A 22954-nucleotide genomic window follows, 5' to 3' on the forward strand; every position below is an offset into this window, starting at 1 on the left:
GACCGACCCTGGTGCGCCGCGGTATGGCCGGACTGTGCGGGCGGCATGCCGCCCACACAGTCCGTCGCCCGACGCGGACGTCTGACGGTCAGCCTCCGAAGAGCTTGCGCGCCGCCCAGCCGCCCGCGGCGCTGCCGAGCCAGCCGCCGACGGCTCCACCGGCCACCGAGCCCACGCTGCCGCACACGGGTGCGCCCGGACCGCACGCCGCTCCGGCCATGCCGCCCAGCTTGGATCCCACGTAGGCGCCGAATCCCGCCACCAACCCTCGGGTCAGGACCCGGGCCGTCTTGTCCCGCCCGGACAGATCTCCGCGGTCTCTGTCCTGCATGTACTGCGTGAGGCCGCCGTCGGCCGCCGAGGCCGCGATGCTGGCGCCGCTCACCCACTTTCCGGCGGCCCCGGCCATCTTCGCGAACTTGCCGACGCCACGCCCGCCCTTGGCCGCCTTCCACGCCAGATTCTTCTTCGGCTCCACCCGGGAACCCGTCGAGAACGACTTTCTCAGGGCCTCCACCTGCTGCTTGGACAGCCCGAGCCCGTCCAGGATCTTGTTCTCCACCGCGAGACCGCCCAGCCCGACCAGCTTGAGCAGTTCGCCGACCTCGGCGCTGCCGAGCGAGGCGAGGGCCAAGGGGTTGTTCACGTTCGACAGGCCCAGCAGGTCTCCCAGGAAGGTGGGGTTCGGCGTGTCATAGGGCTGCACCGGCGGGAACGGCCACGGTGCGGGCCGCATGCTCGATCGGGGGGCCGGCCCGGCCCGGTAGCGGTAGTTCGGCGACCAGCCACAGGCTCGGGGAACGAGGTAGCACGGCGGCCCGGACGGCCCGACGACCTTGTAGCCGTTCTTGGTGGGGACGCGGATGACTCCGTCGCCGTTGGAGCATTCCATGTCCCCGTTGATCCTCCGGCACAGCTTGCCGTCGGGGTCGGAGTTGGTGACCGGGCTGCCGTTGGCGTAGGTGTAGCCGTTCATCTGCTGCGGGTCGGCCAGGTCCAGGACCGGGTCGACGGAGACGAACCTGCCGGTGTCCGGGTCGTATTCGCGCACTCCGAGCTGGACGAGCCCGGCAGGGTCCTTCGTGCCGCCGACGAAGCCCTTCTCCCCCGGCCAGACGACCGGAGCGCCCCGCTCGGCGCCGAAGGGAGTCAGCCTGCGGGCCCGGCTCTGCTGCGTCTCGGCGTCGATGGCGATCTGGGCGGTGCCCTGGTGGTCCTCCGTCAGATAGGTGAGGCCGGTCGCGGAGCGCAGCGCGACGGTCCGGCCGGCGTGGGCGTAGTAGCGGGTGGCGGTCGTCGTCCCGGCGCTCAGGCGCACCTCGGTGCCCGGCAGGTAGAGGGTGGCCCCGGTCGCGTCCTTTCTGATCAGGCGGTTCCCGTCGGCGTCATGGACGAACTCGGCCGCCGCGCCGCTCTCGGCGATCTTCGAGAGCTGGCCCTGGGCGTCCCAGTCGAAGGTCCGGCTCGTGCCGCCGGCATCGTGCGTGACGGTGTTGCCGGTGGCGTCGTAGGCGTAGGTGTCGGTACGGCTGCCGGCTCCGCCGCTCTGGACGACCTTGGTCAGCCGGTTGCCCTGGCCCGCGGGGCTGTAGGTGTAGGTCCGGACGGTGTCGGCCTGCCCGGCGACGCCGTGGCGCGTCTCGGAGACGCGGTTGCCCGCGGTGTCGTAGGCGAAGCTCTGCCGGTAGGGGGCGGGGCCGCCGGCCACCGTGGCCGGCGGAGTCTCGTCGCAGGTGGCGGTGCTCTGGGTCCACGCCTCGGTGAGCCGGCGCAGCGCGTCGTCGGAGAAGCACTGGGTGTCCACCCCGTCGCGCGAGGCGTCGGCGATGGAGCGGATGTTCCCGGCGTCGTCGTAGCGGTAGGTGACGTCCCGATCGCTGCCGTCGACGTTCTCCCGCAGCGTACGGGTGGTCGCGAGCCGCTGGGTGGCCCACTCGTGGGTGAAGGTCTGCCAGGCGCGCTTGCCCGTGACCGCGCCGAACTCGAGCATCATGAGCTTGCCGGTGGGCGTGTAGTCGGTGGCGCCCACATAGGTGCCGAGGTTGCCGGTCAGGCGGACCGGCCGCAGGAAGTCGTCGTAGGTGTGGACGAGGTTCTCCGCCGCCAGGCCGCCGGCCGCGGGCAGTCCCTCCCCCTGGACGGTGCCGTCCAGGTTGTAGGAGGTGGAGAAGACGTAGGTGCCCGCCAGAGCGCCCTGGGCCGAGGGGATCGTGACGGCGGTCACGTCGGCGCGGCCGATTTGGTCGTAGTGGCGGATCTGGCTGGTGTAGTCCGCGCCCGCGTGGTGGCGGGTGGCGGTGGCGAGCTTGCCCTTGCCGAAGGGCGCGGTGTCGTAGGTGAACGAGGTGAGCGCGGCGCCGGTGGCCGAACCCTCGCGCGTGCCGGTCTTGCGGCCGAGCCCGTCGTAGCCGGTGACGGTCTTCCTGCCGCGGGCGTCCGTGACCGAGATCTCCCTGTCGAGGTCGTCGTAGGTGTACGAGGTCGGGCCCTTGTCCGGATCGATCGTCTTGGTCTTGCGCCCGCGCAGGTCGTACGTGTTGGTCCAGGTGTTGCCCGAGGGGTCGGTCACGGAGGCCGGGTCGCCGGTCGGGGTGTAGGTGTAGCGGGTGGCGTCGTACTGCCCGGCGGCCTTGTACTGGCGGCGCTCGATCACCTGGTCGCGCGCATCGGTGAACTCCGCGGTGGGGATGCCGCCCTGCGGCGGCGTGACGGAGGTGCGGTTGCCGCCGCCGTAGCTGTAGGTGGTACGCCACTTCTCCTGTTCCGGCTGGGAACCGTTGCCGGCCATCAGCCGTTCGAGGGTCTTCCGGCCCAGTCCGTCGTACTCGGTCCGGGTCTGGGACTCGATGTCGCCGGGGGTGAGGACGCCGAACAGCGCCGGCTCGGGGGCTCCCGACGCGGGGTAGGCGTCGTTGGTCCTGACGACGAGGCCGCGGTCGTCGTAGACGGTGTCGGTGATCAGCCGCCCGGTGGGGCCCGGCTTCTGGGTCTGCCGGGTGCGCAGCCAGCCGTCGAGCAGTTCGACCCCGGCGATCCGCCGGCCGCCGGTGGCGGTGAGCGTCGTGGTGGTGATCGCGACGATCTGCTGGTCGGCGACCCGGTAGTCGAACTCGTAGTTGGGGTGAAGGTCGCCGCCCTTGGCGCGGTTCGGCAACCACACCTGGCGTAACCGGCCCAGCCCGTCGTAGACCAGGTCGGTACGCAGCCCGTTGGCGTCGATCTCCGCGATCGACTGCCCCCAGGCGGGTTCGAGCTCCTCGACGGTGACCAGCGCCGTGGTGGCGTCGCCCGGCCGGGCGGGCGGGCCGGTGGTCGTCACCTTCGTGGCCAGGCCGCGTGTGTCGGCGTAGGCGGTGGTGCTGACCTGCCCGAGCGCGTTCGTCGCCGTGACGGCGCGGCCGTAGACGTCGTAGCTCACCTGCTTCTCGGTGACGTACGTGGCCGTCGTCCCGTCGTGGGAGGCGATCTCCTCGACCTTGGTGGGGTCGCCCCGGCTCGGCGCGGCGGCGAGAGCGCCGTTGTCGTAGTACGTCCGGATGTCGGCGATGACCTGCGTGGCGCGGTCGGCGCTCGCCGTGCAGGCGACCGCGACGGTCTCCACCCGCGCGGTCAGCGACACCAGGTGCGCGGCGGCGTTGTCGGCGTAGGTGGTGCGGGTGCACCGGTCGTCGGCGGGGGTGGTGACGTCGCCGAGGTCGTTGACGCGGGTCACCCGGCCGATGCCGGGTCCGGATCCCTCATGCTCGGTCTCCGTCCTGGTCTCGGTCCAGCCGCCGCCGTCGGCGGCCGTCCACGTGCGTTCGGTGGCGGGGGCGACGATCTCGGCCGTGGTGGTGCCCCACGATCGGGTGCGGGTCGCGGTCCTGACCCGCCACGGGGTGTGCACGGTCTTGGCGTGCACCGTGCCGCCCTGACCGGTGTACTCGACGGTCTTCAGCTCGAAGCCCGACAGCGCGTCGTGGTCGGTGTACGTGCCGCCCTCGCCGTCGGGCACCGTCACCGACTTGGTGCCGCCGTCCCTGTTCTTGCGGTCGCCGTCCATGCCGCGCAGGTAGAAGGTGTCGGACTGGGCCGCCGTGCCGGTCAGGGTGCGGACCTGACCGTAGCCGCGCCACTGGGACCAGGTCTTGTGCTTCTCCTTGGTCAGGCCGTCGTCGTCGTCGAAGTGCCAGGCCGCGCCGCCGAGGTACTCGTACCCGGTTCTCATGTCGGGCGCGAGGCCGGTGCGGTCGATCCTGGTCACCGAGGTCACCACGTACTTGTGGAACCAGTCGGTGATCTCGTCCTCGTGACCCGGTGGTTTCCAGATGACGGGGAAGCAGCGCCGGGTGTTGGTCTCGGGGGTCGGCAGGTTCGACAGCGAGCAGTCACCGTCCGCGTAGGCGATGTCGAGTTGCCCGCCGGACTCGTCGTAGATCGCGCCGAGGCGGTAGCGGATGTAGGCCAGGATGTCGTCGCCGGTCCGGTCGAGCCGGTTGGGCAGTTGCACGTGGGTGAAGGAGACCTTCGGCAGCGTCACCGCCGTGCCGCCGACGTGCCCCGTGTGCTGGATCTGGGTCAGCAGCAGGTCCCGCTCCACGTCGGCCAGCCCCCAGGTGTGCCCGAGCGACCAGGAGTCCACGTCCCGGTAGCCGCTGCCGTCGGCCTTGATGACCTGGGTGGTCACCTTCGTCAGGCGCTTGCGCGACCAGAAGGTGGGACTGACCGCGCCGTGGGTGTCCTTGCACTCCTGCCCGGCGTCACAGTGCAGGTCCCAGGGCACGTCCCACCAGTACTGCGGCTTGTCGCCGATCTTGTCGGGGTCGCAGGCGAACGACGCGTCCGGCAGGCACCGCTCGGACGTGCCGAACAGCACCCGCGCGGGGGCGGCGGCGAACAGGCTGTCCTTGCGCAGCCCGTAGGAGATCGACTTGAGGTAGCCGCCGCGCGTGTAGGGGGTCTCGTCGCCGATCTCGAGGTTGCGGCCGTAGTGGTTGGTCTCCTTGCCGTAGGTGTAGGTCATGGCGTTGCCGTCGGGGCCGACGACGTAGTCCAGGTTCCACCGATGGGCCTGCTGGCACCAGGAGGCGGAGAACCCGCTGGACTTGTGGCATGGTTCGCCGGAGTCGTCGCCGAAGACCGGCGCCGTCCACGCCGAGTCGCTCTCCGGCTTGCCGGACGTCCAGCCGGGCAGGCGGTTGAGCCCGAAGAAGTACTGGACGCCGTCCACCGTGGTGGCCTTCCAGTGCTCGCCGTCGTCGTCGCCGTTGGTCGCGCCGGTGAGCTTCTCGAAGACCGTGCCGTCGTCGAACTTGGTCCGCCAGGTGCCGTCTGCGGCCTTGATCAGCTCGCCGCCCTTGCCGTTCCACGTGACCGTCGCGTTGTCGTAGCCCCAGCACTGGTCACCCGGATAGTTGCCGAACTCGTCCTTGGCGACGCCGTCGTCCTCGCACGACTTGTAGCGGCGCTCGATGTACCCGGGCCACAGGTCGAACCCCTCGCCGACCCAGGACGGCTGCGCGTTGGTGTTGCCCGTGCGCCCGTCCACGCTGCCGGAGGAGTACGTGACGGCCACCTCGGGCTGCAACTCGCCGGGCACGGGCGGCACCCGCATCGGGTACGACCAGGTGAACTCGCCGGAGTTGCCCCCCATCTCCCACGTGGCGGAGGCGGACAACGACGTCGCGCGGTAGTCCCCCTGGGAGCCCGACTCCCCGGCGGCGGCCACCAGCAGCGTGCCGGCGGGCTCGGCGGTCACCTCCGCGGTCAGCGTGCCCGCCGCCGCGTCGTTGCGCGCGGGCAGGGGCGCCGCCTTCGCGCACTGCGGCAGTCCGGGGCTGGTCAGCGCGCACGCGGGCAGCCGCCACAGGCGCAGCCGGGAGCCGTACGAGCCGCCGTAGGACTGCGCGAACCTCCCGTAGTCCAGGCGGACGCCGACCCTGCCGGTGGTGTCGCCGTCGCCGGAGGCCACGGTGAAGGCGATGCCGTCGGTTCCGGCGCGGCGTCCGGCCGCCTGGTCGAGCAGCCGGACGCGGATCCGTCCGGCGCGGGCCCCGGCGTCGGCGGGCGGCAGCAGCGAGATCGGCAGCGCCCCGGCCCGGATGGCGCCCCGCCCGGGTACGTCGGCCTCCGCGACGCCGGCCGCCGGCCGGTCGACCAGCGTGGGCGGCGCCGTCCCGCCCGCGGGCTGGGTTCGACGCGGTCGGACCGGGAGGGCGCGGCCCTCGATCGTCCGTTCGGGATTGTCCAGCTTCGGGCGGCCGGGTCCCGCGGCCACGGCGGGCGCGGCCGGTGACAGCGCGACCATGAGCGCCGCCGTCAGGGCGGCGGCCGTCCCCGCGGCGAGCGTCCGTAACAGGCGGCGTGCGCGTCTCGGACGGCCGCTCCGCACCGCACCCTTCATCCCGCCGCGCAGGTCAGCGCGCCAGGGGTCCATGCTCGTCCTCATCCGGGGCACCCCCGCGTGACAGCGCGCGGGGGCGCGAGCTGAGAGTTCACCTTCATCACGACCTCCACAAGCCGGGCAGCCGACAGGCGTGACCGCCGCGCCCCCTGGCGGGGCGCGGGCGGCCGATGGGCGATCAGGGGCCGGCGGCGGTGTCCAGTTCTCCGCCGGCGGCCAGCATCTGGACCTGCTCCTGGGTGAGCGCGCCCTGGTAGGCCCACACGTCGTCGATGGCGTCGGGCCAGAACTCGCCGCCGAACCTGCTGCGGCCGACCTGCAGCCCGCCGTTGACGGCGTTGAACCCGAACACCTGGTCCTCCTGGGAGACGCCGAGCGAGGTCTCCTCGAGCTGGCCGTTGACGTACAGGCTCATCCGGTCGCGCAGCGCGTCGTAGACGACCGCGACGTGGTCCCAGTCCCACTCGGTGAACGCCGAGTGCCCGGCCTGCCGCAGTTCGGCCGCCGCGGTGGAGTCGGCGTTGCGCATCCGCACCTGCCAGCCCCCCGCGTCGGGGTCGGCCGGGTCGGGCACGTAGCGCAGGGCGAGCGCGTCGGCGTTCGCCCCCGCCTGCGAGAACACGGTCCTGGCGCTCTGCGGGCGGCCCATGTTGCGTACCCAGCCGGCCACGGTGAAGCTGTCGTCGGCCCGCACCGGCGGGGCGGCCGTCTCGGCGTAGGCCGTGGTGCCGTTGAGCAGCAGCCCCGCGCTGGAGACGTACCGGAAGCCCGCGGCCGGGTCGATGACGGCGCCACCCACGAGGGTGAGGTTCTGGGCGCCGCCGGGCTCGCCCGCGCCGTCGGTGTTGAGCTTCCAGCGTCCCTTGACCACCGGATGCTGGGTGACGAGTTCCTCCGCCTCGACCGCGCCCACCGACCGGTCGTAGACGCGCACGTCGTCGATCAGGCCGGGCCACTGGTCCACGTAGGCGCCCAGCCACTTGCTGCGGCCGATCTGCAGGCCGCCGCCGGCGTGCCACACCGCGTCCACCGGGCCGCTGTCGGTGCCCTGCTCGCCGTTGACGTAGATCCGCAGCTTGCGGGTGACCGCGTCGTAGACGCCGACCAGGTGCGTCCAGGAGTTCGCGACCGGGGTCGCCTTGGAGACCGCCTGGTACCAGCCGCTCTCGTCGGTGTCGGTCCTGGACTTGGCGAACACCCACTTCTTGATGGCGCCCTCGTACTTGAGGTAGAAGCCGCTCTTGCGCAGGCCGTCCTGGGCGATGACCGAGTAGTGCCGGTCGAGTTGGCCCGTCTCCAGCCGGACCCACGCCGAGACCGCGAAGCTCCTGGCGGTGTCCACGACGGGACCGGCCGTGGCGGCGTGGCCGGTGGCCCCGTCCAGCCGCAGGGCCGTGCCGTCCTGCCCGGCCTGCCCGAGCGTCGCGCCGCCCGACAGCGCGGCCTGGACGGCGGTGGCGGAGCCGTGCACGCGGCCCGCTCCGGCCTCCTCGTCCATCGGCCAGTACGCGACCGCCCCCGACGCCTCGCCGCCCGTCGCGAGCTGCCGGGCCTCCTGCTCCGACAGCGCCCGCTGGAACAACCGGACCTCGTCGATGCCGCCCGGCCACTGGTTGACCTGGGCGTCGTTGTACTTGCTGCGGCCGATCTGCAGGGCGCCGGCGGCCTGCCACGCGCTCACCCCGCTCACCGTCCCGGCGAGCCGGCCGTTCACGTAGAGGCTTAGCTGACCGGCGGGCTGGTCGTAGACGCCGGTGAGGTGGGTCCACGCGTCCAGCGGCAGGGGGTCGCCGCCTCTGGCGGAATGCCAGAGGCCGCCGCCGTCCCCGGCCGTGTCGGTGCTCGGCATCTTGAACTCCGGCTGCCCGGACGGGTTGGCGCCGAGCTGGAATCCGCTCTGGTGCGCGCCGTCCTGTGCCAGCGCGTTGACCATCCCCAGAGCCGACGGTCTGACCCAGGCGGAGACGGTGAAGCTCTCCCCGGTGCGCAGCACCGGCAGATTCGTCTCGGCGTACCCGCTGGTCCCGTCGAGAGTGAGCGCCGTGCCCACCTGGCCCGCGCCGCCCAGCGCCGCACCGCCGCGCACGTGGGCGGCCGTGCCGGGGCTCTGGGCGGTCACGAGCGTCGCGCCCGCGGCCTCGTTCAGCGTGAAGCGGGCCGCCGCGTCCGCGCCCGCCCTGGCCCAGAACTCGTAGGTGGTCGGTGCGCTGTTCTGGCCGGCCTGGGTGAACGCCTGGACGGTCAGCAGGTTGGGGCCGGAACGGCCGGGCGCCACCGCGACCTGGCGGGCGGCGCCGCCGGTGGTGGCGACGGTGGTGAGCTCGGCGCCGTTCAGCCGCAGCTCGTAGCGGGCCGCCGCGTTGGCCGGGTCGCTGACGGTGAAGGTGCCCGCGTCGCCGACGCCGCCGTGCCAGCTCTGGTCGTTCGGGTACTCGGAGGAGGACACCGCGGGCGCGGCCGGCACCGACGGGTCGTAGAAGAAGTAGCAGCCGGTCTGCGCGCCGTCGTAGCTCCACGGACCCCACTGCACGCCGTCCCAGGCCCTTACGCCCCATCCGATGAGCTTCTGCTTCGGGATGGAGGACGGCAGCTTTATCTGGTGCCTGCTGCCCGAGGTCAGCGCGGGCGTCAGCGCCGAGGTCCACTTGGCGCCCCAGTCCGATCCGTCGGCCTTGTCGGCCCAGTGCAGGGTGAACTGGCCCTGCACCTTCTTGGCGTCCTCGGTGTCCGGGTCCCACAGGTAGGCGTACAGGGTGGACAGGTCGTTGACCCACTGAGCCTCCGCCCCGGTCACGCACTTGGTGCCGGGGCTGGCGAACATCGACCCGGTGTTGGGCTGGTACGGCGGCCGGTTGTACTGGATGCGCAGGTAGGCGTCGTCGGCGAACCGCTTCCACCAGGCCATCGAACTCTCGCTGTACGCCTTCAGTCCGAAGGTGATGGTCGAGTACCCCTTGTCCACCGCGCTCTGCACGTGGGCGCGCAGCTTGGCCCCGCCGAACTCGACCGGCGCCCGGGAGCAGTAGGCCACGTCGCGTGAGGTGAGATGCTCCAGCCAGGCGTCCTTGGTGTTGTTCCAGGTCGCCCCCGAGCTCAGCGAGCCGGCCCGCCAGAGCTGCACCGAGGTGGCGTTGTCACAGTCGTAGGCCGCGGTCTCGTAGGCCACGAACTCGGCCGACTCGATGTACCTGCCCTTGATGGAAGGCAGCTTCATCCGGTAGAAGAGCCGCTTGGTCTGGTTCTTCACGCACCGGCCGTCCTTGGCCACCTCGCAGCGGCCCATGCCCTCGGTGGAGTTGCCGTTGAACTTCGGGTAGTTCTCGTCCGGGTAGCCCGAGGACACCATGCCCCAGTAGTAGGCCGCGCTGGTCTGCCACACCGGATCGATGTAGACGGGGAACGTGGTGTCCGGCGACGTCAGCAGCCCGTGGTCGGGGGTCAGCGCCAACTGCCGCCCGCCCAGGCCGACCCGCACCTTCGCGGTACGGGATCCCTCGGCCGGGCCCTTGCTCAGGTCCTGCGCGCGAACGGTCGTGGCGTGCGCCCGCCCGTCCGCGGCGGGCGGCGAGGAGTCCCACATGACGGGGGACGGCGCCTCGAACACGGGCTCGCCGGTGGCGCCGTCCGTGGCCTGTAACACGCCGGCGGCGTCCTGGCCCACCGTCAACTGTGTGGTGTCCAGGGTGAAGGCCAGCCTGGACAGTCGCGGGTCCCTGGCCGCCGCCGCCGTCTTGACCACGAGGGTGTGCGCGAAGCCGTCCGGCAGCGCCCGTACCCGCAGGTCCACGTCCGTCCCGAGCACGCCCTGGTAGACGGCGGTGTCGCCCTCGACGACCGGCTCGGGCAGCGGGCCCGGCCACGACATCGACAGCTCGCGGCCGGCCCGGGACAGCCGGACCAGCGGCTCCTGCCCGCCGCCCGACAACCGCAGCTCGACGGCGATCGCGGCCGGGACGAGGCCGGAGCCGTCTCGCCGCAACGTGGTGTCGATGCCCACCCATCGCCCGTCCCGGCGGGTACGCACCGGTCGCAGGTGCTCGGTCACCTCGAACCGGCCGTTGGGCAGGGCACTGACCGTGCGGTGCTCGCCCCGCTGCGACAGCACCTCCACCGGCCGTCCCGACGACCGCGCCAGCGTCGAGGCGTCGGCCTCGGTGACCGCGTCGCCGGCGGGCGGATCAGCCGGTGGATCGGCGTACGCGGACGCCGCCGCACGAGCGTCGTCGACGCTCAGGCAGGCCGGCACGGCGAGGAACACCATGACTCCCGCCAACGCACGCCCTAATCGGCCCTTGCCCCTGCCACCGAGCACCATCAGCATCGCGACCCCGCTCCTCACACCCAGGCGATGATCAGAAATTAGCCGGGGAGCGAACGGGGGGACATTCGGCGCTGGGTAGATTCTCGGCTACAACAACCGCTGTAGCGGATGCCCGGCCGTAAACTTCCACGGTAGGCCCCGGGCCCCGGAACGCCCGGAGTCAGCGCATCCACCTGCGCGATCGCGGGTCACCGGCTGCTCCACCGGGCGTCGCGCCCCGGACCGTGCGGCGGGTCCCCTGGTTCGCCCCCAGCCGCCGGCCGGCATGCGCGCCGCGAGTGAGAACATGGCGCGATGAAAGGCATGAGGCAGACAATCGGTTCCGGGTCGCCGCTCGAACCGCAGATCGGGTTCTCGCGGGCCGTCCGCAAAGGAGCGCACGTCGTGGTCGCCGGCACCGCGCCCATCGGCGACGACGGCACGACCGTCGGCCAAGGCGACGTCTACGCCCAGACCGTCAGGTGCCTGGACATCGCGGAAACCGCGCTGAAGGCGGCGGGGGCCTCGCTGGAGGACGTCGTACGGACCCGCATGATGCTCACGGACGTGACACGGTGGAAGGAGGCCGCGCAGGCCCACGGAGAGCGGTTCGCGGCGATCCGCCCCGCGTGCACCTTCGTCGAGGTCTCCCGATTCATCGACCCGGCCTGGCTCGTCGAGGTGGAACTCGACGCCGTCCTCGACGAGGAGCGTCCGGCGGGGTGACGGGTAGGGCTGGTTCGGATCAGACGGTCTCACCCAGTTGTTCGGCCAGCCGCTCCAGCCCTCCCCGGATGAGCCGCCCGTACCCGTCGTCGCCCAGCACGCCGATGTCGGCCCGCCCCTGCCGGAGGTGCTCGCGGGCGCGGTCGAGATCGCCCAGCTTGCGGTAGCACTCGCTCAGGTTCAGGTGCAGCGACGGATACAGGCCGGCCGCCGGGAACGTCATCCCGGCCTGCGCCACCCGGTCATCGGTGACCCGACCGGCGGCGGCGAGCGCGCGCAGGTCCCACATCAGCTCCTCGTGCACGTCGTCCTGCACATCGGCCATCGAGTGGGCCAGGACGCACACGTGCAGCGGCTCGCCCTGCTCGCCCCCGATGTCGTCCCAGATCTGCGCGAACAGGTCGCGCGCGGCCGCACGCTGACCCTGCTGGTGATGTAACTCCACGCCCTGGCCGATCCGGGCCATCGTCGGGTCGTCGGTCATCAGCGGCTCCTTCACCGTCGCGGGCAACGATGATCACCCTACTTCCCCGGACGAGGTCGTCCGGCTCGGACAGGTGCCGACGACCACGTGGGCCGGGAAGGCCACGGGCGGGACCGCAGTCCGGCTATCGTTGCTGCGCATGACGCACACCGAGATCGAGGTCACCGCGGAACTGGTCCGGGAACTGCTGCGCGAGCAGCATCCCGACCTGGCCGATCGTCCGGTGCGGCTCGGCGCGCGGGGCTGGGACAACCAGCTCTGGCGGCTGGGCGACGACCTCGCCGTCCGGTTGCCCTGGGCGACGGAGTCCGCGGACGCGCTGCTGCTCAAGGAGCACGCCTGGGTGCCCGTCCTGGCCCCGCGGCTGCCGCTGCCGGTGCCCGTCCCGCAGCGTCTCGGCGAGCCGTCCGAGCGGTTTCCGCGACCCTGGATCGTCACCACCTGGGTGCCGGGCGAAGCCGCCGACCGCGCCCCCGTCACCCGCGGCGCGGAGGCGGCCGACACCCTGGCCGCCTTCCTGACCGCGCTGCACCAGCCCGCCCCCGAAGGGGTCGACACCCTCGGCCAGGGCCGCGGCGGGCCGCTGGCCGGCACCTCCGACTGGTTCGGCAAGCAGCTCGCCGAGGCCACCGGGATGGGGCTGATCCCCGACCCGGACGCCGTCCGCGCGATCTGGGCGGACGCCGCCGCCGCGCCCCGCTGGACCGGCCCGGCGCTGTGGCTGCACGGCGACCTGCACCCGGCCAACGTCCTCACGGCGGACGGCACCATCTGCGGCGTGATCGACTTCGGCGTCCTGTTCGCCGGAGACCCGGCCGTCGACCTGTCCGCCGCCTGGAACCTGCTGCCGGACGGCGCCGCCGACCGCTTCTTCGGCTCCTACCGGCCGGCCCCGGACGCCGCCACCCTGCGCCGCGCCCGCGGCTGGGCCGTGAACCGAGCCCTCGTCGGCATCCTCGTCGGCGAAGCCGGCGTCCACGGCCGTCCTGGCGGCAAGGCCACGTGGGGCCCACCCGGCCACGCCGCACTACGACGCCTCATCGCAACAGCCGATCACTGACCCGTCCCCTCACGGTGACGCGCCGAGGTGACCGGCCCATTCTGAACAACATGACGCGTGGCAAACAGCGGCCCTCGCCCGTGGTCGTGGTGATCGCCCTGCTCGCACTCTGCGTTGGCGGCGTGACGGCCTGGACTGTGGTCACCGTCGTCGGCTATGCGCTCGGCCTGCCAGGGCTCGCCGCTCTTGCGCTCGTCCTCCTGACTTCGGGGATCGGGGCTTTCGCTCTCATTCGCGCCCGCCGGCGCGGATGAGAGCGTGGCCGGATGGCCGTCCGCCCCGATCACGGAAGCCCGGTCAGCGGACGGTCACCGAGAGCGGTTCGCTCCTGGTCGTGCCGAGGGCGTTGGTGAACTCCACCACGTACGCGTACGTCCCCGCCGCCTTGCCCGTCACGTCGAGGACGGCCCGCTGGGCCTTGGGTGTCGCGGCGGTGAGGTCGCCCTGGCCCACCTGCACGCCGTTCTCGAAGAAGCGGTAGCGCGTGGCGTTGGTGCCCCACCACAGGTCGGCGCGGACGGTGAAGGTGCCGTCGTGGTCGTGGTTGTCGTCGCTGAGTGACGGCCTCCCGGGGGCGGCGTCCCGCACTGTGACCACGAGCGGCTCAAGGGTGCGGACGCCCTTGGAGTTGATCAGCTCGCCGGTGTACGCGTACGAGCCGTTCGGCCGTCCGGAGATCCGCACCCCGGCGCTTTGCGCGCCGGGCGTGTTCATCGTCAGCGCCGTGTCGCCGATCGGCCTGCCGTTCTCCAGCAGGCGGAAGCGCACGGCGTTCTGCCCGGACCAGAGGTTCATCGAGATCGTGTACGAGCCGTCGAGCAGGCCGGTGTCCCACCCGTTGTCCGACGTGAGCGCGGCGGCGGCCGGGATGGCGGCGGCTCCGTCGGTCTCGTCGGTCACCGTCCACTTGTCGAAGTCGTAGACGACGGAGGTGCCGTCCACCGAGGCGGTGAAGGTGGCGCCCAGCTTGTCCTGCCGCAGCCAGGGGGTGTCGAACAGCTTGAACGAGTCGTAGTCGATCGCCGTGCCGTTGACGCGGTGGGCGCCGCCGGGCGGCTGGGAGGCGGCGTCGAAGGTGATGTCGAGCTCGTCGCCGCTCAGGCTGTGGTAGACGAGCCGGGGGTTGGCGTCCTCCAGATGGCTGACGTCCATGCGCGTGGTGCTGACCAGGGCGTCGGCGAACGCGTCGAGGTCGGCGTAGGCGGACGCGTCCGCCGTCTCCAGCGCCCAGCCGTTCGTGTCGGCCTGGCTGCGCAGGATGTCGTAGCTGTGGCTGAGCCCGGCGGTCGGGTGGGTCCCCGCCGTCGTCTTCACCTTGTTCGCCGGGTCGTTCGGCGTCTGGCGATACCACTTTCCTGGCTTGACCAGCTTGTACGCGAAGTACATGGACCCGGCGTCGGCGACCGTCCATCCGTCGGCCGCACGCCGTTCGCGGATCGAGCCGGAGGTGGGGAAGAGCGCGTTGAGGTAGTTGGAGCTCTGGTCTCCCGACGACTTGTAGACGCCCACCGCCGTCGGGCCGTGCTGCATCACCCGCTGGTTGGCGGGCTGGTTGTAGGTGCCGATGGGGGCGGTGCCCTGGTCGGCCGACAGCCGGAAGAGCGGGTTGGCGGCGTCGGAGTGCCAGCGGAGCACGACGGGCAGGTCCTCGATCCAGTTGTCGACCCGGCGGTACTGGACCTCCGTGCCGAGTCCCCAGGTCGGCCGCACGTAGGTGGTGCGGTAGATGTCCATCGCGCGCCCGCTGGAGTTCTGCAGGTTCGTCTTGTACGACGTGTACGACTTGTCGGTCATCTTGCCGATCCGTACGGCGAGCGCGGGCGGCTCGTACGTCATCCCCTTCCAGGCGGCGAGGCCGGCGTATTCGAGGTTCGGACGGTACGCGGCCGGCGCCGGATTGTCCGACTCGCCGACGCCCTGTTGCGCACGGTGGCCGCCGAAGTACGTCCAGGCGATCGCCGAGTGGTCGGCGGCCCGCCACGTCAGGTCGTTGGCCGCGTGCGCGTCGCCCTTGGCCCGGCTCTCCGACGAGATCAGGTACCCGTCGATCCAGTCGTTCGCCCATTCGAACCACATGACGTCCATCGCCATCCGCACCCGCCGGCGCAGGTCGGCGTCGTCGGCCCACTGGTGGATGGCGTTGAGGCAGAAGTACGTCATGAAGGTGTACTCGGGGCTCTGGTACTCGGCCCACCCCCGCCGCACGCCCGCGTCCACCATCTCGAGGATGTTGGCCTTGTTGATGCTCTTCAGCCGTTCCCCGGAGTTGCCGTTCAGGTCGGCGAGGTCAGGGAAGTATTGCCCGACGAGGTAGCCGGTGGCGTAGTTGCTCATCCGCAGGTTCTCGGTCTGCGCGAGCTTCTGGTAGGCGTACGAGGCGAAGTAGTCGCGCACGTGCGCCAGCGTGCCGGCGCTGAACCGGTCGCCGGCCATGAGGTAGGCGTACATCTTCGCCATGGTCTTGTACTGCTCGTAGTCGTAGCTCTGATAGAGCGTGTCGAGTTTGGCGAGGTTCGCCGTGACGTTCTCCCGGTCGGCGAGTTGCGCCGCGTACTGCGCCACGTTGACGGGGCCGCTCTCCTCCTTCATGGCCTTGGTCTTGCCCCACAACCAGCCCGCCCGGCTCTCGTGGGTGCCGGGGAACGGGGCGGGCGACTCGGGCACGTACGGGCCGGTCGTGACGGTGAGCGGCGGGCTCGGCGGGCTGACGTTGCCGCTGGCGTCCTTCGCCCGCACGGTGAACTCGTAACCCGTCGCGGGCATCAGCCCGGTCACCACGGCGGTGGTGGCGCTCCCGCCGACGGACACGGCCAGGTAGCCGTCCCGGTAGACGTCGTACGCGGTCACGCCGACGTCGTCGGTGGCGGCCCGCCAGCCGAGCGAGACGGCGGCGGCGGACACGGACCCGCGGGTGAGTTCGCCCGGCGCGGTCGGGGGGCCCGCGTCGGAGACGCTGCCCAGCTCGTAGATCCCGAGGTCGTCGATGACGATCGCCTCGTCGGTGCCGCCGGTGTCGACGCGCACGGAGAAGCCGAGCTCGACGGTCGAGATGATCCGCTGCCCGCCGTTGGGCACGATGGTGAAGCGGTACTGCGCGATGACGGTCTCGTCGATCTGCGACAGGCTCCCGGAGGTTCCGGTGTAGGCGGGGGTGGTCGTGACGCTCACGGCCGGGACCGGGAATCGGGGCACCAGCTTGTCGTCGAAGTTGCCGAACTGGATCTGCGAGTAGATGTCCTTCGCGACCGGCTTGTCACTGGCCGCGCTCCGCCTGAGCTGGTAGCGCAGCGCGAACTGCTGGGCGGGGCTGCCGACCGGCCGGCTGTAGACGGCGTTGACGCGCTCCTTCAGCGCTCCGGCGGACCAGCGCCGGTAGAAGTAGCTCGACAGGTTCGTGCCCTGGGCCGCGTCGCGGAGTTCGACGGCGTTGTTCCCGTCCACGCTCACGATCCGCTGCGTGCCGCCGGACGCGGCGTTGGCCACGGTCAGCGAGCTAGCGCCGGCGTCGAATCCGGTGTCCATGTCGGCGGCGAGAAGGTTGGTCTGCGGGGGGTCTGCGGCTGCGGCGACGGCTCCGTGCGGTACGACGAGCAGCGCCGCGGTGCATAAGGAGGCCAGTGCCCGGGCCAGGATGGTCATGGGTCACCCTTTCGCTGGTGCGCGGGTCGGCTACTTGACAGCCCCCGTCGCGAGGCCCTTGCTCCAGAACGACTGCAACGACAGGAACATGGCGACCACGGGCACGACCGAGACGAGCGCGCCTGTGACGACGGTGCTGTATCCGATGGGATAGCCCTGCAGTTCGCGCCAGCCGACGAGGCCGACCGTCACCGGCTGGAGTGAGGTGTCGGCGAGCATGAGCGAGGGCAGGAGGAAGTTCGTCCAGATGGCGACGAACTGGAACAGGAAGATCGTCACCATCGCGGGCGCCATGAGCCGCGCGCCCATCGCGAAGATGCGCAGCTCCCCGGCCCCGTCGATCCGGCCGGCCTCCAGCAGGGCGTCCGGGATCGAGGACGCGGCGTAGATCCTGCTGAGGTACACGCCGAAGGGGCTGACGATGCTCGGGATGAAGACGGCCCAGAACGTGTTGACGGTGCCGGTGAAGCTGAACACGAGGTAGAGCGGGATGGCCAGCACGGGCGCGGGCAGGAGCACCGCGGCCAGCACGGTGCCGAAGACCGCCTCGCGCCCCGGGAAGGGGAACTTGGCCAGCGCGTACCCGCACATGGACGCCAGGATCGTGGAGACGACCCCGCCGCCCACCGCGTACAGCAGCGAGTTGAGCAGCCAGCGCGCGTAGATGCCGTCCTGCGCCCGGAACAGGGTCTGGACGTTCTCCACGAGGGCGAAGCCCTCCCCGAACCAGAAGCCGTCGCCCGAGAAGATCTCCCCGCCGCCCTTGGTGGCGGAGACGACCAGCCACCACACCGGGAGCAGGAAGTAGACGGCGAAGAGGGTCATGACGGCCAGCACGAACGCGCGTGAGACGGGGCTCACGCTCGTGAGCGGATGCGCCCGGGGCCGCCGGCGACGGCGCGGGGCCCTGGCGGCGGGTTCGGTTCGCGGGGGCGACTGCAGTGCGGCGGTCATCAGGTGACGCTCCTGGCCGAGGCGCGGAAGACGAGGACGGACAGCACGCAGATCACGGCGCCGATCACCACGGACTGCGCGGCCGCGTAGTTGAAGTCGTTGGCCGACAGCGAACGCACCGCGGCCATGATCGGGGTGTAGGTGGACGGCAGGTTCGGCGCCACGGACTTCATGGTCACCGGCTCGTTGTAGAGCTGGGAGGTGCCGATGATGGAGAAGACGAGGGTGAGCAGCAGGGCCGGCCGGATCAGCGGGACCTTGATGAGCAGCGCGGCCTTCCAGCCGGAGCAGCCGTCCAGGGCGGCGGCCTCCATCGTCTCCTCGGGGATGGCCTGCAGCGCCGCGTAGATCAGGATCGTGTTGTAGCCGGTCCAGGCCCACGTCAGGATGTTCGCGATCGAGAACGGCAGGGCTCCGTCGGTGACGAAGCTGACGTCCACGCCGATCGAGGCGAAGAGTCCGGCGATGGGGCTCAGGGTGGGCGCGTACAGGAACGACCACACCAGGGCGGCGATCACGCCGGGCAGCCCGTAGGGCACGAAGTACGCGATCCTGAAGAACCTGCGTCCCCTCGACACGGACGAGTCCAGGAGCAGGGCCAGCAGGAGCGCGATGCCCAGCATCACGGGCACCTGGATGACGCCGATGAAACCCACCCTGCCCAGGGACGCGAGGAAGTCCCCGTCCTGGAGGACGCGCGCGTAGTTGCCGAGCCCCGCGAAGACGGTCTCGGCGCCGCCGAGGCCCAGGCCCGAGCGTTTGACCGCGAAGAAGCTCTGGACCACGGAGTACCCGGTCGGCACCAGGTAGACGACGACGAAGAGCAGGAGGAACGGCAGCACGAACGGCGCGGCCCGCCGAAGCTCGCGGACGCGGCCCGGCCGCTGTCTCGTCACGGGGGACACGATGACCTCATCTGTCGGAGTACACGGGGATGCGCGGGGCTACTTGCTGACGGAGAAGCCCTGGGCCTGCAGCGCGGTGACCGTGCCCGTCTGGGTGCTGGTCAGGGCGTCCTGGAAGGTGGCGCTCCCGGTGGGCACCTTGCCGAGGCCGTCGCCGAGGGCCGAGGCCGTGGTGGACATCACCGGGCCCCACCGCCAGTTCGGGTTCACCTTGGCCGACTCGGCGCGGAAGAGCTGGTAGATGGGCTGGCCGCCGTAGTAGCTCTCCGGGGTGTCGAGCGCCGTGCTGGCGAGCCCGGACTTGGAGGCCGGCAGGATCGCCGCGGACTTGATCAGGTTCGACACGGACGTGTCGTCGGTCGACATCCACAGGGCGAACTCGGTGGCCTCCTCGGGGTGCGCGCAGCCCTTCATGACGGCCGTGGCCGAACCGCCCGAGTTGCCGACGGAGTCCGCGCTGTCCCAGCGGGGCATGGGCGCGACGGCCCACTTGCCCGCGGATCCCGCGGCGTTGTCCCGGATCAGCGACGCCGACCAGACCGGCCCGACCTCGGCCCACACCTCGCCGCTGTTCCACGCGGTGTAGAGCGCCGCGTCGAAGGCCGGATGGGACGTGACGAGACCCTCGTCGAAGAGCCCCTGCCAGTAGCCGGCGACCTTGCTGTTGGCGGCGCTGTCCATCGTCACCGTCCAGGAGTCGCCGTTGACCCCGAACCAGGGGGCGTCGCCCTGCCAGGCGAATCCGGCGTACAGGTACGGGTCGGTGGGCAGGTTCATGATCCGGGACTTCGGGTCGGCGGCCTTCACGGCGGCGGCGGCCGTCCTGAACTCCTCCCACGTCTTCGGGACCTCGATCTTCGCGTCCTTGAACAGGTCGGCCCGGTAGAACAGGCCCATCGGCGCGGTGTCGACCGGCACGCCGAAGGTCTTGCCGTCGATGCCGACGTTGCCCCACACCCAGTCGGGGAACTCGGCGCGCCGCGCCTCGGCGTGCTCGGTGACGTCCTGGAGCAGCCCGGCGGCGAGGAAGCTGGAGAACGTCTCGTAGCCGATCTGCGCGAGGCACGGGGCCGTGCCCGCCTTCGCGGCGGTGAGCATCTTGTCGTAGCCGCCGGCGCCGCCGTTGGCGATGGCCTCGTACTTCACCTGGATGCCGGGGTGGGACTCGTTCCACAGCGCGACGGACCGCTCATAGCCCGCGGCCCAGCCCCAGAAGGTGATGTTCGCCGGGCCGCTGCCGCTCTCCCCGGTGGTGGCGGCGCACCCGGTCAGCGCGAGGCCGGTGGCGGCGATGGCGGCGGCCGCGGTGAGTCGCGCGTTTCGGTTGAGCATGACGTCCTCTCAACTGTTGTTCAGGGTCTGTTCGGATGATCACCGGCGGCATGCACGGCCGTTGAGAGAGCCCTCAGCGCCTGCTACGGGGTCCGGCGGCTGATCGTGTGCCGAGGGGAGCTTTGTTTCCCCTTTACGACGATCAGGTTAATGGCTGGATACTTGCATACAAGCTTCTGACATGCAACGATCAATTTCGTGAGTTCCCATCGAGCGCTCGTCCCCGAGCCCACGCCCGCCGGGCGCGATCCGAGGTTGTCACCGGTCGCCCGAGACCGTACGACGACACGCACCTCCGATCGCGTCTACGACGAGTTGGTCTCCGCGATCCGCGAACTGCGACTCGCCCCAGGAGCCTCCCTGTCCGAGACGGACCTCGCCGAGCGGCTGCACGTCAGCCGCACACCGGTGCGGGAAGCCCTCGCGCGCCTCGTCGACGCGGGCCTCGTCCGGGTCGTGCCGCAGGTCGGCACCCGGGTCGGGCTGATCAGCATGCGCGATGTGGAGGAGGCGCGCTTCGTCCGCGAAAGTCTGGAGGTCGCGGCCTTCGAGGTGGTGTGCGCCCGCCCGGCCCCCGACGTCACCGTCTTGCGCGACCTGCTCGAACGGCAGGAGCACAGCTACCGCACCGAGGACTACGACGCCTTCTTCGCCGCCGACGAGGCGCTGCACAGCGAGATCTTCTCGCTCAGCGGCTACCCGCGCGCCTGGCAGGCGGTGCAGCGGATGAAGCTGCAACTCGACCGGCTACGGCGGCTCGCCCAGCCCGACCTGGCCGCGGTGCGCGAGCTGATCGACGAACACACGAAGATCGTCGACGCGCTGGAGGCCGCCGACCTGCAAACCGGCCGCGACCTGATCAGCCGGCATGCCAGGCGCGCCCTCGAACTCGGCCCGTCGCTGCGCGCCAAGCACCCCGACTACTTCACGGAATGAGCGCGCCGGCGCTCCCTACCCTGAACGGACGACCATGAGCATCATCGACGTGTCCCGCGACGCGCTGGGCCGGCCGGCATGACCATCCGGATCTCCATGGGCCACATCGACAGGTACGACTCCCGCGTCGCGACGTTCGCCCGCCAACTCGGCCTCACCGGCGTGCAACTGCACACCCCCGACCTGCTGCCCGGCACCGACGGCCACTGGAGCCTGGCCGAACTGCGGGCCCTGCGGGAGCGCTGCGACGCCGACGGCCTGTCGATCGACGGGCTGGAGAACGTCCCGCTGGCCCACTTCTGGAAGATCCAGCGCGGCCTGCCCGGCAGGGACGAGCAGATCGACCACTACCGGCGAACCCTCCGCAACCTCGCCGCCGTCGGCATCGACCTGCTCGGCTACAACTTCCTGGCCACCTACGTCTGGCGCACCGACATGGCCGCGCGAGGCCGTGGCGGCGCCACGGTCACCGCCTTCGACCTCGACGACGCGCACCGCGGCAACGCGCTGGCCGGCTACCGGCTCACCCCGGACCAGCCCGTGGACGAGCCGATCACGGCCGACCAGATGTGGGCCAACCACCAGTACTTCCTCGACGCCGTCCTCCCCGTCGCGGAGGAGGTCGGCGTGCGGCTCGCCCTGCACCCGGACGATCCCCCCGTCGACGAGCCGCTGGGCGGCGTCGCCCGGATCTTCACCTCCCCGGCCGCCATCGGACGGGCCCGCGAGCAGGCCGGGAGCAGCCCGTCGTGGGGGCTGAACCTCTGCCTCGGCACGGTGTCGGAGATGGCCGGCGAGCAGAGCGTCAACGAGGTCATCGACCTGCTCGGACCGGCCGTCTTCTACGTGCACTTCCGGGACGTGCGCGGCACCGTGCCACGCTTCAGCGAATGTTTCCTCGGTGAGGGCAACTACAACCCGGCACGCGTGATCCGCCGGCTCGCCGGCGCCGGGTTCACCGGATTCCTCATCGACGACCACGTACCGGCCATGATCGGAGACGTGGACACCTGGGGCGACACCTCGTCGGAGGCGTACTGCAGCCGGGGCCGGGCGCATGCGATCGGCTACCTGCAGGGTGTGCTCAACGGCCTGGCCCTCGACGAGCCGGGCGGCGACCACGCGCCCGCGGCCGGCGGTCAGCTCCCGGCCCACCTCTGACCGGCCCGCCTCTGACCGGCCCGCCTTTAACCGGCCCGCCTTTAACCGGCGCTGCCGCGACCGGCCGGCGGGCGCTCGGAGCCCCGGAGGATGAGCCGCGTGGGGAGCACGCGGGTGGCGAACGCCGAGGTGTCGCCGTTCAGGCGGCCGAGCACGAGCCCGGCGGCGGTGCGCCCCATCAGCTCGACGTCCTGGCTCACCACCGACACGGGCGGGTCGCCGAGCAGCGCCGTCTCGAAGTCGTCGAAGCCGACCAGGGGCACCCGCCGGCCCGCGGTCCGGAAGGCGAGCAGCGCGCCGATCGTCGCGCGGTTGTTGGCGGTGAACAGGGCGTCGGCACGACCGTCGCGGAGCACGCCGCCGACCTCGCGTTCCGCCTGCTCCCGGGTGTGCGCCGTGGTGATCGTGAGCGGCGCGCCGGCGGCCGGCCCGGCCTCGGCGAGCGCCGCGGCATACCCGGCGTGCCGCTCGCGCATCGTGTAGATGTCGGGCGAGTCGCCGACGAAGGCGATGCGCCGGGCTCCGCCGGCGACGAGCGCGAGGGTCGCCGCCCGCGCCCCGCCCGCGTTGTCGGCGAGCACGGCGTCGGCGCCGCCGTACGGCACGGGCCGGTCGAGCACGACCAGCGGCGGGATCGGCGCGGCCACCTCGGACCAGTCGCGCGTGGCCCGCCGCGGCGGAACCACGATCAGGCCGTCCACCCGCTGTTCCAGGAGCCGATCGACCAGGCGGTCATGCCGCCGCCCGTCCTCTTCCGAGCTGGCGATCGTGACGAGGTAGCCGGCGGCGTCCGCCACGCTCTCGATGGCGCGGGCCAGCGTGGAGTAGTAGGGGTTGGCGAGGTCGCTGATGACCAGGCCGATGGTCTTGCCCGTCCGGCCGGGCCGGATGCTCGCCGCGGACAGGTTGCGGCGGTAGCCGAGCTTCGCGATCGCCGCGCTGATGCGCTCCGCGAGGCCCGGATCGATGTTCGTCTCCCCGTTGACGTGCCGCGAGACCGTCTTCAGGCTGACTCCCGCCTCGTGCGCGACGTCCTTCATCGTGGGGTTGCGCAGCATCAGGTCTCTCCCGTCCG

At 71.5% G+C, this 22954-nt stretch carries 13 protein-coding genes; 5 read left to right on the top strand and 8 right to left on the bottom strand.

Annotation, left to right across the window (positions count from 1 at the left end; genetic code table 11):
• Positions 1-88 precede the first annotated feature (88 nt).
• Together FAF44_RS21350 and FAF44_RS21355 are read right to left on the bottom strand one after the other, a co-directional pair.
• On the bottom strand, positions 89-6427 hold the full coding sequence (locus tag FAF44_RS21350) for an RHS repeat domain-containing protein (protein WP_237104985.1): 6339 nt from the start codon (positions 6425-6427) through the stop codon (positions 89-91).
• A gap of 133 nt (positions 6428-6560) precedes the next feature.
• On the bottom strand, positions 6561-10643 hold the full coding sequence (locus tag FAF44_RS21355; RefSeq protein ID WP_237104986.1) for a LamG-like jellyroll fold domain-containing protein: 4083 nt from the start codon (positions 10641-10643) through the stop codon (positions 6561-6563).
• Between the two features lie 363 nt (positions 10644-11006).
• Here FAF44_RS21355 and FAF44_RS21360 point away from each other — a divergent pair, with 363 nt between their 5' ends.
• Entirely contained in the window at positions 11007-11408 is a 402-nt protein-coding gene (locus FAF44_RS21360; RefSeq protein WP_237104987.1) for a RidA family protein, read from the top strand.
• 19 nt (positions 11409-11427) lie between these two features.
• Here the strand turns inward: FAF44_RS21360 and FAF44_RS21365 are convergent, their stop codons facing one another.
• Positions 11428-11892, bottom strand: a complete 465-nt coding sequence (locus FAF44_RS21365) for a hypothetical protein (RefSeq protein WP_237104988.1) — start codon at positions 11890-11892, stop codon at positions 11428-11430.
• 139 nt (positions 11893-12031) lie between these two features.
• Between FAF44_RS21365 and FAF44_RS21370 the strand changes: the two genes are divergently transcribed.
• Both FAF44_RS21370 and FAF44_RS21375 read left to right on the top strand, forming a co-directional pair.
• Positions 12032-12952 (top strand): aminoglycoside phosphotransferase family protein, encoded by a 921-nt coding sequence (locus FAF44_RS21370; protein ID WP_237104989.1) that lies wholly within the window; start codon positions 12032-12034, stop codon positions 12950-12952.
• Between the two features lie 50 nt (positions 12953-13002).
• Complete coding sequence (locus FAF44_RS21375) at positions 13003-13206, top strand: hypothetical protein (RefSeq protein ID WP_237104990.1); 204 nt, start codon at positions 13003-13005, stop codon at positions 13204-13206.
• Positions 13207-13249: 43 nt separating this feature from the next.
• Here FAF44_RS21375 and FAF44_RS21380 read toward each other — a convergent pair whose 3' ends face one another.
• From FAF44_RS21380 to FAF44_RS21395, 4 genes are all read right to left on the bottom strand, one after another.
• Positions 13250-16591 carry a chitinase N-terminal domain-containing protein gene (locus tag FAF44_RS21380; protein ID WP_237104991.1) on the bottom strand — a complete coding sequence of 1114 codons (3342 nt, stop codon included), beginning with the start codon at positions 16589-16591 and terminating at the stop codon, positions 13250-13252.
• A 30-nt stretch (positions 16592-16621) separates the two neighbouring features.
• The gene (locus FAF44_RS21385; protein WP_237104992.1) at positions 16622-17452 is read right to left on the bottom strand and encodes a carbohydrate ABC transporter permease; all 831 of its coding nucleotides are present in this window, start codon (positions 17450-17452) and stop codon (positions 16622-16624) included.
• A 92-nt stretch (positions 17453-17544) separates the two neighbouring features.
• A complete protein-coding gene (locus FAF44_RS21390; protein WP_237104993.1) occupies positions 17545-18441 on the bottom strand; it encodes a carbohydrate ABC transporter permease in 897 nt (298 codons plus the stop codon).
• A 48-nt stretch (positions 18442-18489) separates the two neighbouring features.
• A complete protein-coding gene (locus tag FAF44_RS21395; protein WP_237104994.1) occupies positions 18490-19782 on the bottom strand; it encodes a sugar ABC transporter substrate-binding protein in 1293 nt (430 codons plus the stop codon).
• A 198-nt stretch (positions 19783-19980) separates the two neighbouring features.
• Between FAF44_RS21395 and FAF44_RS21400 the strand changes: the two genes are divergently transcribed.
• Positions 19981-20718 (top strand): GntR family transcriptional regulator, encoded by a 738-nt coding sequence (locus FAF44_RS21400; RefSeq protein WP_237104995.1) that lies wholly within the window; start codon positions 19981-19983, stop codon positions 20716-20718.
• A 78-nt stretch (positions 20719-20796) separates the two neighbouring features.
• Positions 20797-21879 carry a mannonate dehydratase gene (locus FAF44_RS21405; RefSeq protein WP_237104996.1) on the top strand — a complete coding sequence of 361 codons (1083 nt, stop codon included), beginning with the start codon at positions 20797-20799 and terminating at the stop codon, positions 21877-21879.
• A 41-nt stretch (positions 21880-21920) separates the two neighbouring features.
• On the opposite strand, the gene FAF44_RS21410 is transcribed toward FAF44_RS21405, so the two are convergent.
• Positions 21921-22937 (bottom strand): LacI family DNA-binding transcriptional regulator, encoded by a 1017-nt coding sequence (locus FAF44_RS21410; RefSeq protein WP_237104997.1) that lies wholly within the window; start codon positions 22935-22937, stop codon positions 21921-21923.
• Positions 22938-22954: the final 17 nt, after the last annotated feature.

The organism is Nonomuraea sp. MG754425 (assembly GCF_021699195.1).
Lineage (GTDB): Bacteria > Actinomycetota > Actinomycetes > Streptosporangiales > Streptosporangiaceae > Nonomuraea.